The organism is Paenibacillus sp. FSL K6-4396 (assembly GCF_038002525.1).
In the GTDB taxonomy this organism is placed as follows: Bacteria; Bacillota; Bacilli; order Paenibacillales; family Paenibacillaceae; genus Paenibacillus; species Paenibacillus amylolyticus_B.
Genome location: NZ_JBBOCR010000001.1, coordinates 4,094,062 through 4,109,728 on the forward strand (window position 1 = coordinate 4,094,062; position 15,667 = coordinate 4,109,728).

Below are 15,667 nucleotides of genomic sequence, written 5' to 3' on the forward strand. Positions count from 1 at the left end.
TCAGGCTCCCCTTTCCAGCCTCTTCAGAACTGTGCGCATACCTGCACCGTCCATAATCAGGCGAGCGAGTTCGCTCATGCTTGCAGCAAAACTCCCTTTACGAATATCCTTATCCTCAGTCAAACTTTCCAACTGCAAATATCTAGCAACATCTCGCCGATTCATTGCATCCAGGTATCCGGTTGTGTACGGTATCGCAGATATCGTGCCTTTGTATCTGAACTGGCGCCGAATATTGGAAAGCGTTGCACGGGAATGCAAATCGTATTTGTTAATTACAACATGTATATTCTTATTGTTCATTCGTTCTGGCAGGATCTCTTCAAAGAACAACTCCAGATTTCGCATATTTTGATCGAGATTAATGACAACATAGTCCGCCTGTTGCAGCTTGAGCTGTGAGTCAACACCAGCATGATCCGCATCCAGAAGAACCAGATCATAATACTCGTTAGCTACATTTAGCAGCTTTTTCACAGTCTCACCATGTTCCTGCCGGGAACGTTCCATCTCATCAGTTCTTCCGGTTAGGAAATCAAGTCTTTCCTTCAGAAGTGGCTTGGTATAATCCCTGAGATTGTGCTTATTCAGACTTCCGCTCGAATGCAGCCGTTCAATCGCATCCCAGCCACCCTCTTCGAAGGAGAACATAAAATCCGCTGAATCCGTATCTTTGGACGGTAGAGCAGCTTCTGTGCCAGTTCCGGCGAGGCCTGCATTAACAAGTAACACTCTTGTCCTGTAGTGAAGCGCCATCGCATAAGCACTAATTAATGTGCTCGAAGTGCAACCTGTTCCTGCAAAAGGGCTCCAAAAGGTAATGGTGCTCATGCTCTCATCCTCTCTGCTTCTTTCATCGCACGGCGACTGCGAACACTTTCCCAACCTGTTAACTGCTCGACCACGCGACACAACGATTTTTTGTAATTTCGTGACAAAGGTCCAAGATGAACTCGGCGATGATGCTCATTCTCAAGCTTAACCGCAGCTGTTAACTCATCCCACGGAAGCACTAAGGATTCTCCTGTCCATACAAACGGACTGCCCTCCAGATACGCCCACAGATAACGAGCTTCAAGCTTGCAGTCAACCCCGTTAATTAAGATCCGCTGAAATGACAGCTCACCAGGTAATGATTGTTCTTCAAGCAACCGCTTCAACCAGCCCTTGCCACGTTCCAGATTGTAACGCTCATAATCACTCACCCAGACTCTTACATCAGCATTCAGCCAGAGATTACGGGAAGCAAAGTGTGAGGTCTCCATGTCATATAACACATAGTCATAACTGTCCAATCGCTCTCCATTTACTTCAAGATGATTCTCTACAGCTGCTGAAGTGACAAAATGACAAGCGATATCAAATCCTTCAAATTCCGTAATTCGCAAAGACTGCTTACTGTCACCTACACCGTACCCATACTTCTGTTGTAAGGTTCCATCTACGAGCAAGACCTTGTTGCCTGTCGAAGCCAATATCTTGCATAGATATAACATCAGATCATTTTTCTCACATAAACCCGCAAAGATCCATGTATGCATAGATGTTACAACTCCTTTCTTATTCCAAAACTCTTTGTTATCTGAATTATTCTAAAGTAAACCTCGGATTTCGCTCTATTCTCCACCCGTTAGCAAGCGCTGCTGTTCTGTTTGTAAAGCTTCAGCAGGATCATTTACGCTTCCAGAATTAGCTCCTGCTCCGTTTCCTGAACCATCATTCCACATCACTCCATCCGACGTTGCCGGATTATTTGATGATGGACGACTGTTATATGTAACTGAGGATTGTGCCACATCCTGTTCAACCCCTTTTGATGGTGCTGTCATGGAAGCGGCCAGTGAACTTTCAAGCGAACTTCGCACCTGTCTGGATAACTCCTGCTCGGCTCGTCGAACAATATTCGGATCACTCTCCAGCAGTTTTAACACTTCTGAATTGGCAGGATACGTCGCGATTGCAGGTGTCTGAAACTGTGGTTCTACATAGGTTAAGGCATAGATTGAAGCTTTATGTAAATAGGCATCTACAATTGCACTTGAGAGTGACAGAATCTCTTCCTCCGTCATCGTAATCCATAAGGTAGCTGCATTAAGTCGTTCCACTTTTTTCTTCGATAAGAGAACATAGTCCTGTCCGGTAGGGAATTGGATACGAACATCAATAATATCTCCCTTAACAAGTGAGGACGGCAGTAATACAACTTGCAGCTCTCGATTTCTTAAATCGGGCGGAGCCGGTGTACCCTCATACACCATCTCAGTGGTAATGGCTGTTCCTTTTTTCAACTCTATTTTGGCCACTTGGCCTTCCATCTGCTTAGTACTGGACCAGAGATTTCGGGGTGCTTGTGCATCCGGAACAGCAATGAGCTTCAGATCCTCCGGTAATATCGGTTCACCTGCTTCAATATCCCGAATCGTAATCCATCCTTGTGCTCCCGAGTCCCATTGTTGCTTTAATTCAGCTTCCTTTTCCTCATATGCCGATAAATAACGGGCTTCTACGGCTGACTTGACATCACTCATCGTTTTGACATTGTAGATAACATATCCTCCGAACACCAACCCTACAGCTCCTGCTCCGATAAGTCCGGCATAGATCAGTTGACGGCTTTGTTTTCTTAATTTAGACAAAAGAGGCTCTCCTTTCGTAATCTCTTCTAATCATGTACTTTCCTTCGTGAAAAGAACGAACGTTTCTTGGGCTGCCGTGCCATCATATGCGTTAAAATATGAGAAAACACTTTATCCATCTGTGTGTCCTTGTCAAAAGGGTCAATCTGTAACGGCAGACCATATACACTCGCTGTATTCAGCGCTTTCCGAATGCGCTGGACAGCTTCATTTGCTGCCAGGGGCAGACAATATATCCATTTCTCTCGTGGATACCGATGATGTGTTCGAACAAAAGCACCAATCTCCGCCTGTCTCCATTCGGCACCTGAGCCTATAACAATAGGCAGATCTGCACGCAGGAATTCTTCCAGCCGGTTCTGGTCCTGACCACTACCAAGATCCATCACGATGAATTGATAACTCCCCCCAAGCAAAGACAAAATATCCGCTCGCCCGGATTGTTTCCAATAATGCACACCATCCACTGCAAACTGTCTGCCTGCTGGCACCGGTTTACCCGCTTGAGCGATTTGTTGAATCCTTGCAAAGGATTGAGAGCGAGGTGACATTTCTATCACAGCTACTTTGAAGTTTTGCCTTTCGAGATAATGACTGATAGCTATAGCCGTGTGGGTAACCCCTACACCAGATGAAGCACCAGTCAGGGCAATAACTCTTGTTCCCCCATTCAATGTCATCGTTGCATCTCCACCGGGCATTGTTCCGCCGGGTATTCGGAGCAGTTCCTTCCTTACCTCATCGGCAGATTGGAATCGCTCCTCGGCATTATACCTTAACAGTCTTCTCGCCACAGGGATGTATGTCCTCGGAACATCACTCCGGATAGAGCTTTCTACACCCTGAATCCATTCCGTATACGCCCCACTTGTAATAAGATACAGCAGCAATGCTCCGAGTCCATACAGATCTGAACGCGCATCGGTCTGACCCGAGCCATATTGTTCTGGAGCGGCAAAACCAGCGGTTCCCAACTTAACGGTATCTTCAGCATTTTGCGGTTTGTAACTTCTGGCGATGCCAAAATCAATTAATCTTACTTCATGTTCCGGGGTGATCATGATATTTGATGGTTTCAGATCCCTATAGATCACAGGTGGATTCAGATTATGCAAATAACTCAACACATCCAGCAATTGAAGTACAAGCTCCGTCAATTGCTCCATCGGGATCTTCCCACGACACTGCTTGAAATACTCACTGAGCGTTAACCCGTCGATGTATTCCATCACCAAGTATGTGTACCCGTCTTCATCCGGGACAAAAAAATCAACAATTTGCGGCAATCTTGGATGGCGAAGTGATGTCAGAAGAGCGGCTTCCGTCTCCATACTGCCTTCATATGGCATAATCGTTACGCTTTCTTTAATTGCCCATATCTTGCCCGGTAACTTCAGATCCTCCGCCTCGTATACATGGCTCATTCCGCCTGTTCCCAGAATGGATACGATACGATATCTACCTCCCAGCAGGCTTCCGCGTTCCAGCCTGGCCGGATGTCTCATACCAATTCCTCCTTCAATACACAACAAAAAAGGGAAAGCTTCACCGAAGAAGAACAGACCGGATATCCGGTTTCGTTCACTTCGGGATGCTTTCCCTCAGGTTTGTTATGGTTAATATTGGTATCATTATAGTACAGGCACGAATAGATTGTAAAGCACAAAATTTAATGTGCTTTATCGAATCAATTTCATAATACCCTAACTGCTTTAATCAAGGCTAGATCTCTTAATATTTGACCATATAAAGTGTAATCTCTTCCCGGTTATGGAACAACTGCTTGGAACGTTGAATCTGCATCCGCGAACGCTCAAACGTATCGATAACATCCTTAATAAGTGCGAGCGGTTTTTTATGCAATAACTTCACGGTAACAATCGCTGTTCCCCCAGGCTGAAGGCTATATAGAAGATCCGACACAAGTCGGCTCATCAGCTTCGGACTCCAACTCATATCACAAACGAGCAGATCGAACTCTCCTTCGCGGAAGCGCACATCCCCTGCATTTTTCTTCAAAAAAGTTAGTTTTGGTGATGCCAGCAGCGTTGCGTCCATCTTCGCCGGATCTACCGCCGTTACTTCAAGCCCACGTTCAAGCAGGAAGGAGGTCCATCCACCTGGTGCTGCACCGATATCAAGTGCCTTATGAAATGAAGTAAAGTCAATGCCAAACGTTTGCTCGGCTTCAAGCAATTTGAACTTAGCACGCGAGATCTGCCCATCTTCTTTTTGAAAACGGACGGCTCCCCCGCTCCAGTCTGACAGGTTCTGTTCAGGTCTGGATATGCCAGCATACAACATATCATTCGCAGCAAATACGGAAATGACATATTCAGCATCACGTACAACCCACTCACAGCCTAGCTCATCCAGCTTTTCAGTTAGCAGTTGCTTCAATGAGGCTGCATTTTCTTGCCAAAAGGACCCTTCTGTCTTCCGCACCTGCAGCACGACAGGGGTACCGGTCAGTTCCTTATGATTCAACACAAATGCAATCAATTTCTCAACAGACTTCTCCAAATCTTCTGTATTCTCCTGAAACTGAACAGGTTGAATATGACGTAAAAACGTTGGATACTCTGCCCACAGCTTATCTGCAACTTCTTCCTCCGATACAGGCAGACCCGCAAGCAGTATTTCTCCTGGTACGAGTACCGTGCTCTTCACCGCTCCAAACGTACGGCGCAACTCTTCCTGAGCATAAGGGGCAAAGCCATGATTGGCCGTGCAGATAAAACGGGAGAAGTTGCCTTCTTCCCAAGACGATTGTGTACTCAAATTGTGTTACCCTCCAGAACGTACGCGTATCCACGGACGACCATTATCCCACTGGATATCGACCGGAACATCGTACGTATGCTTAATTGTATCTTGTGTCAAAACTTCATACTTGGGGCCAGCTGCCGCGATACGTCCATCGCGGATCAAGGCCACATGCGTAAATAAAGGTACGATCTCTTCAACATGATGTGTTACATACACAACTGTAGTGTTACGCTGGCGCAGACGATCAATCTCAGCCAGCATTTTCTCACGTTCATATAAGTCTAGTCCGGCACAAGGCTCGTCCATAATCAGCAATTTGGGCTCAGCCATTAATGAACGAGCAAGCATGACTTTTTTGCGCTCCCCTTGGGATAACGTTCCAAGCGGGTTGTTGGCCAAGTTGGCAAAGCCCATGTCATCTAACAAACTCATTGCCTTTGCTTTTACTTCATCAGGAATGGTCTGATAAAAACGCAAAAAAGCATAAGCTCCTGTAGCGACGACTTCCCATACCGGATCTCTGGGTGTGAGTTTCTCAATTAACGTTTGGCTGATATAACCGATTTCCTTACGTACTTCCCTGACGTCACATTGCCCATACAGATTACCGAGTACTTCAATACGTCCCTGGCTTGGAAACATATATCCGTTCATCATTTCCAACAACGTTGTTTTGCCAGAACCATTCCGACCCAGAATAACCCAATGTTCGCCTTGTTCAATGTGCAAATGTACGTTATCCAAAATCTGGTTCTTTTCTCGTCTAAGTGAGACATGTTCCATCGAGATTATACTCATTTCAGCACCACCTTCCGGATCTCCGAGAGCAAATGCTCCACAGAGCTCATCCGATAAACCATTTTTGGAACATCTTGTTGGCCATCAAAAAGCATCACTGCTGGAACGCTTGAAATTTGAAATTGTTGTACAAGTTCAGGAATATCATGAATGTTCATTTCAGATAAAATACCTTCTGGCAGCATGTGCTCAACGACCTCTAACATACGCCGTGCTGCCGCACATGTCCCACATAAAGGGGTATATATAAATACAGCCTGTGGCATGCCTTCCCATACACTACGCATTAACATTTTGGATGTAATTGGCTTCATTAACTTTCTTCTCCCGCAGCAACACGCAGCATGACCTCACCCGTCATTGGTCCATTATGAATGGTTACCGAATCCGGTTTATTGCTGTATAACACCTCGTACATCTGGCGTTTCCCAAACATACTGGACGTATGCAAATAGATCTCGCGCGGAAATAAACCTTCTCGTACAATAGATGCCGCGACCTCACCGCCATTGGGCGAATCTGGACCAAGCTCATAATCCAGAGACAAAATGTCCACGTCACCTTCTCTTAGTAGCATCAGGCACTCTTCTGCATTCGTTGCCAGAACAAAACCTTTCGGACATGCCCGATAGTCATCCAAAAAAACATGCATACAATCGCTCCTCTCCCCATTATAGCCAGGAACGCATGAGCGCTATATCATCACGGTGCGTTCCATCTTCGCCCGTTTCTGTCTCGAGCACAACAACCGCATTTTGGAACTCAGGCGCCTTTAACAATGCTTTCATTGATTCATTTCCTATATATCCCTGTCCGATCCTTGCATGTCTATCCTTAGACAAACCAGATGCATATTTGGAATCATTAAAATGTATAGCAGCAACATTATCCCAATATCCGAGCATCCTGCCCTTATCGAGCATCGCCGCTTCGTTTCCTGACGACCACAAACCTGAAGCAAAAGCATGGCATGTGTCAAAACAAAAAGCAATATGCTCCGGATATCGGCTTAATTTGCGAATCTGTATCATTTCTTCCATTGTCGTGCCCATGGGGCCATGATCACCTGCCTGATTCTCAAGCAGCACCTTCGAATGACCATTCCAATTCTCCAAGGCGGTATCCAGACAATGAATGAGGTTCTGATAACCCTCCAACGGATCGTTTGTTTTGATATGTCCAAAATGGACCACCGTCCCAACGGAACCGCAAGCATTCGAAATTTCAAGATCATTGCGAATAGAAGCTATTGTGGCATGAAACCCCGCCTCTCCACGGGTCATGCCCAACGCCGGATTCGTGGGATAGGGTGAATGGGCAATCGAAGCAAGTCCATGCTGTTCACACCAATCCCTGCACTGCTCAGCATCCTTGAGGTCCAGACTTTTCAGGCTGAGACTACGCGGGTTCTTCGGAAAATACTGAAACGCCGTAGCCCCCATCGCATGTGCTCTTTTGGCTGCCTGAAGAAATCCACCTCTGGTGCTGACATGTGCCCCAATTCCGGTTTTAGGCTTCATGCTGGCATTTCGGACAGAAGAATGCCTTCTTGCCCGTAATTTCCACTCGTTCAATTGTTCCCCCGCAGCGCGGACAAGTCTCGCCTTCCCGATCGTATACGCGACATTGCTCGTCAAAACTTCCTGTCTTCGTATCCCCTTGCATCAGTGGCATTTCCATATAGCCACCCTCAGAAGCTGCTTCACGCAACACGGACTGCATCGAATGGAACAAGCGCTCCGTCAACTCTGGTGAAGTCGCGATGTTCTGCGTTTTAGAGCTTGGTCTCAGGCCGGCAGCAAAAGCAATCTCATCCGAATAACAGTTGCCAATTCCTGCAATGATATGCTGGTTTACCAATGTTGTCTTAAGTGTACCCCGACGACCTTTCAATAAAGAAGCAAAACGTTCCACGTTCATCCGTCGATCCAAAGGTTCAGGTCCAAGATCAGACATCGCCTCTTCGGTTTCTTTCGAAGTAAGCAGATGTAAATAACCCAAGCGCAGACCAATGAAGAACAAAATGTGATCGCCAAACTGGATTTCCACTTGTGTGGAACGATCAGGGCGTTCCTCTTCCGTGCCCCAGAAAATCATACCGCCCAACATGAGGTGCAGCACCAGACGTTTGCCATTAGCCAAGTGGAAAATCAGATGCTTCGCGCGGCGCTCAACAAATATGATGCGATTACCTGTAAGTTCATTGATGAACAGATCAGGCTCCGTATTTATCGTTTTATCGCGGTTAATTACAACACCTGTAATCAGTAGATCAAGTATTTCCTCGGACAGCAAGGTCCGGTAATTTTCCATTTCCGGCAGTTCCGGCATCGTACATTACCCCTTTTTGGAAGCTTGGTCTGCCTCTTGCGACAGCCACTCCATCAATTTATGCAAATCTTCAAACACATGATCAGGTCGAGCCTTCGCTGCTTGAATGTGTCCATCCATATTATCCCGGGTTGTCACACCGGTAAGTACCAACAGCGTCTCACACCCTGCTGCCACTCCAGCTGCAATATCGGTTCGCATATTATCTCCGATCACTGCCACTTCATGAGACGCCAGGTTTAGCCGGCTAATGGCCGACTTCATTATAACACTCGATGGCTTGCCTATGACTGTAGGATGAACTCCGGTCGCAGCTTCAATTGCTGCTCCAATAGTCCCCGCTCCAGGTGTCAGTCCATCATCGGAAGGAAGCTGCAGATCCGGGTTGGTCATGATGAATTTTGATCCCGCATTAATCCACCTTAGCGCCTTGGTCAGTTTATGATAGGAAAATTCACGATCAATCCCCTGTATCACGTAATCTGGTGCATCTTCCGTCAGCTGAAGTCCTGCTTCTTCTATGGCTTCCAGCAGTCCTGCTTCTCCAATACATGCCACTTTTGCACCCGGGGACTCTTCAGCAACATATTCAGCCGCCGCCACAGCAGAAGTACATACTTGAGACGCGTCGGCAGGTATGCCCATCCCGTTCAAATGATCTGCCACACCTTGTGGTGTACGGGAAGAATTATTTGTTACGAATAAATACGGCTTTCCTAGCTCTTGCAGTGTTCGAATAAGCTGATCGGCTCCTTCGATACGATGTCTGCCATGATAGAGCGTACCATCCAAGTCAATCAGATAGGCCTTAATCACACACAGCACTTCCTTTCTTCATTCCATTAACGTTTCATGTCCTTAATCATTTACCTCGAACTTGAACGCGAACCTATGTATTCAGGCAAAAAATAATGGCTTGCTGGCATATGCACGCAACAAGTCGAACCGGATCGAACACCGACGGTTTAACTCGCGCGTCTTCTGTACAAGCTTGTCATTTCCTGCGCTTTCCCGGAAAATAATTTGAATCATTTCCCTCTTCATATTGCCCATCCTACACGCTTTCTGGCCAGATTGCAAAAGGGACCGCGGGAGTTCCTCTCCCTCAGTCCCGTGCAATTACCCGGATCTTTATATGACATGTTTAACCGTGAACTGGTTCGCAATCAGGGTTAAGATTCTTGCTTGCGATGCACGACAGGAATAAGCTGGTGTTCGTTTGCAAGTCTGGTATTCGGGAATACGGACTGCGCCTCTTCCAAAAGTGGCTGAAGTTGATCCTCATCCTTATAGCGTGAACTGAAGTGAGTCATGATTAGTTGCCCTACATTTGCTGCTCTAGCCGCTTCTGCCGCTTGTTTAGATGTACTATGATAGTACTCATGCGCTGTATCAGCCAAGTCATGCATGAATGTAGCTTCATGCACAAGTACATCTGCATTGATGGAAAGTGGCTGTACGTTGTCACATGGACGTGTATCACCCAATATGGTGATAACCATGCCTCGTTTTGGCGCTCCCAATACATCTTCTGGACGAAGCGTATCACCGTTATCCAGCGTAATGGTTTCTCCACGTTTCAGCCGGCCGAACAATGGGCCTGGTTTCAAACCGTATTCCGCCAGTTTGGCTGGGTCCAGGCTTCCTGGACGATCTTTTTCCGTAATCCGGTATCCATAGCTGTCAATCCGATGCTCAAGCAAAGCAGCTTCCACGATAAAACTGTCATCCTCGAACAGGACGCCGCCCGTATGTTCCACGATATTCAAATCATAGTTAACCCGGGATTGGCTAAGCTCCATTGTTGTACTGATCATTCGTTCCGTACCTGGCGGACCATATACGGTTAATGGTGTGGTGCCACCTTGATAGGCTCTGCTTGAAAGCAGTCCTGGAAGTCCAAATACATGATCACCATGCAGGTGAGTAATGAATATTTTCTCCAATTTACTTAGTTTAAGCGGAGAACTTAATATCTGGTGCTGCGTTCCTTCCCCGCAGTCAAACAACCACAAAGCTCTGCGCTCATCCAACATGCGTAGCCCAATGGAAGTTACATTCCGTTGAAGCGTAGGTACACCAGCATTAGTTCCCAGGAAATATAGTTCCATTCTGGATCGCACCTCTTTCTGTTGCCAGCAAAAAACCTCCGACAATGCGGAGGGCTTTGCCTGACACTCTACTGAATTTATGCCTTCTCTACATTAAAATACTTAGCTTGCGGATGGCTGAATACCATCGCTGATACGGAAGCTTCAGGTTCCATCATGAAACCTTCCGTCAATTCCACACCGATATCCTCAGGCTGCAGCAACTTGAACAGCGGTCCTTGGTCTTCCAGATCCGGACAAGCTGGATATCCAAAAGATACCCTGATCCCTTGATAACGTGCACCGTGACGTTGCTTCATGGTCATCTGGGCAGAATCCGGGAATCCCCAGATATCTCTCATCATATGATGCACACGTTCAGCTAATCCCTCTGCTACTTCAAGCGCTACGGATTGCAGAGCATGCGAGCGAAGATAATCCCCTTGATCTTTCCACGCCGTGGATAGTTCACGTACACCGTGTCCGGCCGTAACAACCATGAAACCAACGTAATCCATCTGACCAGATTCAACAGGTTTCAGGAAGTCGGACAGGCACAGGAACGGCTCGACTTTTTGACGTGGGAACGTAAAAGTATGCAAAATATTGCTGGTGTCCTTTGGATCATAGATGATGACGCTATTACCACTGGACTGAGCCGGGAAGAAACGATACATGGCATGCGCCTGAATAATCCCGTCACGAACAGCCTCTTGCATGATATCATCCACGACTGCTTTCAGGTTAGTAGCCTTCTTATCACCTGAAGCAAGCAGTTGTTCTACTGAACCGCGCAACCCCAGATGATGTCCAAGCAACATCTGCATGTTCACATATGGCAAGATATGTGATAATGGGTAGTTACGCATCGTATGCCGCTCCAGATCAGGCGGGACAAGAACCGGGTTATCTACAGCGATATCCGAACGTTCCACTCGCGTAAGGGCTGGAAGAGTCTGAACAGCTACAGCACTTGAAGCATCAGCTTCTTTTTCTGCTTCCATCTCCAGTTGCATCGCTTCACGTGAAACGGGGTTCATCAATTTGTTCGCCAGATCCAGACCGTCCATCGCGTCTTTAGCGTATACAACCATTCCGTTATATTCAGGACGAATGCGATTTTTGGTGAATTTACGTGTTAGCGCCGCTCCACCAACCATAATAGGCACATCAATACCTGCTGTTCGCAAATCCTGAGCGGTAAGAATCATCTGTTGCGCTGATTTTACCAATAGCCCCGAGAGGCCGATAGCATCGACTTTTTCTTCTCGGTACGCCTCAATGATACGTTCTGGTGGTACTTTTATACCCAAATTAATGATCTGGTAACCGTTATTGGACAGGATGATCTCAACCAGGTTTTTACCGATGTCATGCACATCGCCCTTGACAGTGGCCAGAATGATCTTGCCTTTAACCGAAGTCTCGTTCTTCTCCATGAATTGCTCCAGATATGCTACAGAAGCCTTCATAACCTCCGCACTCTGCAACACCTCAGCTACAATTAACTCATTGTTGTTAAAGAGACGACCTACTTCCTCCATCCCCCGCATCAGTGGACCGTTAATCACTTGAAGTGCTGTGTATTTGGCAAGTGCTTGTTCGAGATCTGGCAACAATCCTTCTTTACTTCCTTCTACTACATATGAAGCGAGACGCTCTTCTAATGAAAGGTTCGAGATTTTTTCCTTCTTCTCAACCTTCTTGTTACGGAACGCCGCTACGAACGCCGCCAAAGTTTCATCATTTGTGTTATATAAAAGCTCTTCCGAGAGCCTGCGTTCTTCTTCTGGAATGGACGCATAACGCTCCAGTTTCTCTGTGTTCACGATGGCATAGTCGAGACCTGCTTTGGTACATTCATACAAGAATACAGAGTTCAGCACTTCACGACCTGCTTCAGGCAGTCCGAATGAAATGTTACTGATCCCGAGTATCGTATGACATTCAGGCATCGCTTCCTTAATCACTCTTATACCTTCAATAGTTTCTTTGGCTGAGCCGATGTACTGTTCATCTCCCGTACCTACCGGGAACACCAACGTATCAAAAATGAGGTCTTCTGGTTTGAGACCATATTTATTCACCAGCAAATCGTAAGAGCGCTTGGCTACGTCAAGCTTGTCTTCTCGACTAATCGCCTGACCCCGTTCGTCAATCGTTCCGACAACTACCGCACCACCATATTTATGAAGCAACGGCGTAATCAGCTCAAATTTCTCTTCGCCATCCTCAAGGTTAATGGAGTTAATTATCGCTTTACCTTGTGAGTACTGAAGGGCCAGATCAATTACTGAAGCATCTGTCGTATCAATCATGAGAGGAACCTTCACTTTTTTTACAACCAATTCAAGGAACTTCACCATGTCTTCAGACTCTTCGCGGTCCGGATCTTGTACACACACGTCAACAATGTGCGCTCCATTTTTCACTTGAGCACGTGCAATTTCCGAAGCTTCTTCATATTTACCTTCTACAATGAGTCGTTTGAATTTCCGTGATCCCAGCACGTTCGTACGCTCACCAACCATGTATGGACGATTGTCCTGTTCAATGTAGATTGGTTCTATACCAGACAATGCCGGTGGATGTGTTCCGTTCATTTCTCTTGGGGGGTACTGGGCAAGTGTATCGCGCATCGCCCGAATATGTGCAGGGGTTGTCCCGCAACATCCACCAGCAATATTCAACCAGCCCTGTTCGGCAAAAGCACCAATCTTCTGTGCAAGCGAGTCTGGTGACTCATGGTAATTACCGTTCTCATCCGGAAGACCCGCGTTCGGGTAACAACTAACGGCAACCGATGCCATTCCGGAAAGCGAGCGAATGTGATCACGCATGAACTCAGGACCCGTAGCACAGTTTAGTCCTACCGAAATTGGGTTAAGGTGTTCTAAGGATATATAAAAGGATTCGATGTTCTGACCCGCAAGAGTCGTTCCCATCGGTTCTATCGTTCCTGATATCATCAGGGGCAGTGTAACACCACTCTGTTTGAAGGCCTGCTGAATTCCAATGCTGCCTGCTTTTACATTGAGGGTATCCTGTGAGGTTTCGAGTAGTAGCGCATCAACGCCTCCCTCTATTAAAGCAAGCGCTTGCTCCAAATAACTGTCGATAAGTTCCTGGAAGGTTACTCCCCCAGTTACAGACAGTGTTTTGGTTGTTGGTCCCATCGCACCTACCACATAACGTGGAGATTCCGGTGTAGAGAAACGATCAACCGCAGCTTTCGCAATTCTGGCTGCTTCCAGGTTGATCTCACGTGCCCGATCCTGAATATCGTATTCAGCAAGCACAACGGATGTGGCACCAAATGTATTGGTTTCAATTAAGTCGGCGCCAGCCTCCAGATATTCTTCATGAACGCGCTGGATGAGCTCTGGACGAGTAAGCACCAACATTTCATTACATCCATCCAAATCATCGCCGCCAAAATCTTCGCCAGTCAGATCAACTTGTTGAATCATGGTCCCCATTGCACCGTCGAGGATTAATATTCGTTGTTTTAATGCATCGTGTAGACTAATCTTATCCAATATCTTCACCCCCGCAAAACGTTAAATCTTAGTTTAACAGAAACTAACTTAATGTGAAAGATCGGGTTTGGTCCCGAAAGATGGCGGGTTTGCACGAATATGAACGGAATTTGAGAATCGACAAAAACAAAGCAATCCGATATAATTCAATTAAACCAAGTGGAAAAGAGGGAAAGAACATGGCTGAAATTGTTATCCGAAATACGAACGAACGCATCACTGGTGACGAAAATGTTCGAAATTTCTTGAACAAATACGAAGTATTATATGAGAAGTGGGACGCATCCAAACTGAACACTGATCTGCAAAATAACTTTGGATTAACTGATGAACAGAAAACCGAGGTTTTGGAAACTTACGATTATGAAATCAGAGATTTGGCTGCACGTCGCGGATACCAGATATGGGATGTCATCACGCTGTCCGAACAAACACCAGATATCGAAGAAAAGCTGGCCAAGTTCGAAGAGATCCACACCCACGCTGAAGATGAGATCCGTGCAATTGTCGCTGGTAAAGGAATCTTTGTTATCAAAGCTACAGATGATGTGGGCTACTTTAATGTAGAACTGTCTCCTGGAGACGTTATCTCTGTACCTGAGAATACACCGCACTTCTTCACTTTAATGGAGAACAAACAAATAATTGCTGTACGTCTGTTCATCGAAAAAGATGGCTGGATTGCAGATCCATACCCTGATCCTACTTTTATCAAACAAGCCTAACACTCTCGTGTTACAACTTGCTTAACCAAAACCCCTGTTCAATTGAACAGGGGTTTTCGCTTATTCATATGGAGAGTAGTATACAACATCGGTGCATTATATAAAATAATGCGGGTATTTCGCCTTAATCGATTCCTGTTCAATAACAACTAGTCTAAGGTGAGCTTCCATCACCTGAACAGCTTGCTCGGTCTGACGTTCTGTGATAAGACGATAAATCTCTTTGTGCTGGGAGATAATGACCTCCAGGTTGGAGTCTTCCGCTAGACGTAATAAACGCAACCGATTAAACGGAATATTCAGTTGTTGCAACATTTTCCATGTTCTCAGCTTACCCGTGCCCTGGAACAAAATCTGATGAAACTCTTCATCCAGTTCAAAAAGCCGATAGAAATTGTTTTTCCCTATACAGACTTCCTGCATTGCAATGTTGGTTTCAAGTCGAAATCTGAACTCTTCAGGAAAAGAAACACAAGCCAAAGTCACGATTTCCTTCTCCATCTTCTCCCGCATAAACCTGCCTTCTTCCACATGCTCCAGATTAATATGAGAGACGATCGTCCCACTCTGGGGAATAATGTCCAGCAGTTCTTCTTCAGCAAGCTTCATAAATGCTTCTCTCACGGGTGTTCTGCTCACCTGCAGTTCATCTGCAATCTCTTTCTCCGAAATCTTCGTACCCGGCTTAAGTTCCAGATGAAGAATCCGTTCTTTTAACAGGTTATATGAATATGCCCGGGTCGAGCCTCTAATTTTTTGATTAAGTGACATGCCTAGAC

16 protein-coding genes are annotated in these 15,667 nt (G+C 46.1%); 1 reads left to right on the top strand and 15 read right to left on the bottom strand.

What is annotated here, in order from left to right:
- From MHB85_RS17700 to metH, 14 genes are all read right to left on the bottom strand, one after another.
- The gene (locus MHB85_RS17700) at nt 1-831 is read right to left on the bottom strand and encodes a hypothetical protein (RefSeq protein WP_341073333.1); all 831 of its coding nucleotides are present in this window, start codon (nt 829-831) and stop codon (nt 1-3) included.
- Entirely contained in the window at nt 828-1,541 is a 714-nt protein-coding gene (locus MHB85_RS17705) for a hypothetical protein (RefSeq protein WP_222215636.1), read from the bottom strand. The genes MHB85_RS17700 and MHB85_RS17705 overlap by 4 nt, the downstream gene beginning before the upstream one ends.
- 75 nt (nt 1,542-1,616) lie before the next feature.
- On the bottom strand, nt 1,617-2,636 hold the full coding sequence (locus MHB85_RS17710; protein ID WP_341073334.1) for an SAF domain-containing protein: 1,020 nt from the start codon (nt 2,634-2,636) through the stop codon (nt 1,617-1,619).
- Between the two features lie 26 nt (nt 2,637-2,662).
- Nucleotides 2,663-4,141 carry a serine/threonine protein kinase gene (locus MHB85_RS17715; protein ID WP_341073336.1) on the bottom strand — a complete coding sequence of 493 codons (1,479 nt, stop codon included), beginning with the start codon at nt 4,139-4,141 and terminating at the stop codon, nt 2,663-2,665.
- Between the two features lie 226 nt (nt 4,142-4,367).
- A complete protein-coding gene (locus tag MHB85_RS17720) occupies nt 4,368-5,417 on the bottom strand; it encodes an SAM-dependent methyltransferase (protein ID WP_341073337.1) in 1,050 nt (349 codons plus the stop codon).
- 6 nt (nt 5,418-5,423) lie between these two features.
- Nucleotides 5,424-6,197 (bottom strand): ABC transporter ATP-binding protein, encoded by a 774-nt coding sequence (locus tag MHB85_RS17725; protein ID WP_341074245.1) that lies wholly within the window; start codon nt 6,195-6,197, stop codon nt 5,424-5,426.
- Between the two features lie 2 nt (nt 6,198-6,199).
- Nucleotides 6,200-6,517: a thioredoxin family protein gene (locus tag MHB85_RS17730; RefSeq protein WP_091020717.1), complete on the bottom strand. Its 318-nt coding sequence runs from the start codon at nt 6,515-6,517 to the stop codon at nt 6,200-6,202.
- Nucleotides 6,517-6,855 carry a cyclic-phosphate processing receiver domain-containing protein gene (locus MHB85_RS17735; RefSeq protein ID WP_105599239.1) on the bottom strand — a complete coding sequence of 113 codons (339 nt, stop codon included), beginning with the start codon at nt 6,853-6,855 and terminating at the stop codon, nt 6,517-6,519. The genes MHB85_RS17730 and MHB85_RS17735 overlap by 1 nt, the downstream gene beginning before the upstream one ends.
- A 19-nt stretch (nt 6,856-6,874) precedes the next feature.
- A complete protein-coding gene (locus MHB85_RS17740; protein WP_105599240.1) occupies nt 6,875-7,723 on the bottom strand; it encodes a deoxyribonuclease IV in 849 nt (282 codons plus the stop codon).
- A complete protein-coding gene (locus MHB85_RS17745; protein ID WP_091020715.1) occupies nt 7,713-8,534 on the bottom strand; it encodes an Fpg/Nei family DNA glycosylase in 822 nt (273 codons plus the stop codon). Before MHB85_RS17745 ends, MHB85_RS17740 begins: the two co-directional genes overlap by 11 nt.
- 6 nt (nt 8,535-8,540) lie before the next feature.
- Nucleotides 8,541-9,350, bottom strand: a complete 810-nt coding sequence (locus tag MHB85_RS17750; RefSeq protein WP_091020714.1) for a TIGR01457 family HAD-type hydrolase — start codon at nt 9,348-9,350, stop codon at nt 8,541-8,543.
- 81 nt (nt 9,351-9,431) lie between these two features.
- Entirely contained in the window at nt 9,432-9,578 is a 147-nt protein-coding gene (locus MHB85_RS17755) for a hypothetical protein (protein ID WP_157116158.1), read from the bottom strand.
- Between the two features lie 128 nt (nt 9,579-9,706).
- Nucleotides 9,707-10,645, bottom strand: a complete 939-nt coding sequence (gene rnz / locus MHB85_RS17760; RefSeq protein ID WP_192131077.1) for a ribonuclease Z — start codon at nt 10,643-10,645, stop codon at nt 9,707-9,709.
- Nucleotides 10,646-10,722: 77 nt separating this feature from the next.
- Entirely contained in the window at nt 10,723-14,163 is a 3,441-nt protein-coding gene (gene metH, locus MHB85_RS17765) for a methionine synthase (protein WP_192131075.1), read from the bottom strand.
- A 179-nt stretch (nt 14,164-14,342) separates the two neighbouring features.
- Between metH and MHB85_RS17770 the strand changes: the two genes are divergently transcribed.
- The gene (locus MHB85_RS17770) at nt 14,343-14,888 is read left to right on the top strand and encodes a cupin domain-containing protein (protein WP_047843398.1); all 546 of its coding nucleotides are present in this window, start codon (nt 14,343-14,345) and stop codon (nt 14,886-14,888) included.
- A gap of 96 nt (nt 14,889-14,984) precedes the next feature.
- On the opposite strand, the gene MHB85_RS17775 is transcribed toward MHB85_RS17770, so the two are convergent.
- The gene (locus MHB85_RS17775; protein ID WP_091020712.1) at nt 14,985-15,659 is read right to left on the bottom strand and encodes a GntR family transcriptional regulator; all 675 of its coding nucleotides are present in this window, start codon (nt 15,657-15,659) and stop codon (nt 14,985-14,987) included.
- Nucleotides 15,660-15,667: the final 8 nt, after the last annotated feature.

What these genes read in the sequence shown, in the direction of transcription:
- MHB85_RS17700 (WP_341073333.1), bottom strand. Translation starts at nt 831, where the DNA reads ATGAGCACCATTACCTTTTGGAGCCCTTTTGCAGGAACAGGTTGCACT.
- MHB85_RS17705 (WP_222215636.1), bottom strand. Translation starts at nt 1,541, where the DNA reads ATGCATACATGGATCTTTGCGGGTTTATGTGAGAAAAATGATCTGATG.
- MHB85_RS17715 (WP_341073336.1), bottom strand. Translation starts at nt 4,141, where the DNA reads ATGAGACATCCGGCCAGGCTGGAACGCGGAAGCCTGCTGGGAGGTAGA.
- MHB85_RS17730 (WP_091020717.1), bottom strand. Translation starts at nt 6,517, where the DNA reads ATGAAGCCAATTACATCCAAAATGTTAATGCGTAGTGTATGGGAAGGC.
- MHB85_RS17735 (WP_105599239.1), bottom strand. Translation starts at nt 6,855, where the DNA reads ATGCATGTTTTTTTGGATGACTATCGGGCATGTCCGAAAGGTTTTGTT.
- MHB85_RS17740 (WP_105599240.1), bottom strand. Translation starts at nt 7,723, where the DNA reads ATGAAGCCTAAAACCGGAATTGGGGCACATGTCAGCACCAGAGGTGGA.
- MHB85_RS17745 (WP_091020715.1), bottom strand. Translation starts at nt 8,534, where the DNA reads ATGCCGGAACTGCCGGAAATGGAAAATTACCGGACCTTGCTGTCCGAG.
- MHB85_RS17755 (WP_157116158.1), bottom strand. Translation starts at nt 9,578, where the DNA reads ATGAAGAGGGAAATGATTCAAATTATTTTCCGGGAAAGCGCAGGAAAT.
- rnz (WP_192131077.1), bottom strand. Translation starts at nt 10,645, where the DNA reads ATGGAACTATATTTCCTGGGAACTAATGCTGGTGTACCTACGCTTCAA.
- MHB85_RS17770 (WP_047843398.1), top strand. Translation starts at nt 14,343, where the DNA reads ATGGCTGAAATTGTTATCCGAAATACGAACGAACGCATCACTGGTGAC.
- MHB85_RS17775 (WP_091020712.1), bottom strand. Translation starts at nt 15,659, where the DNA reads ATGTCACTTAATCAAAAAATTAGAGGCTCGACCCGGGCATATTCATAT.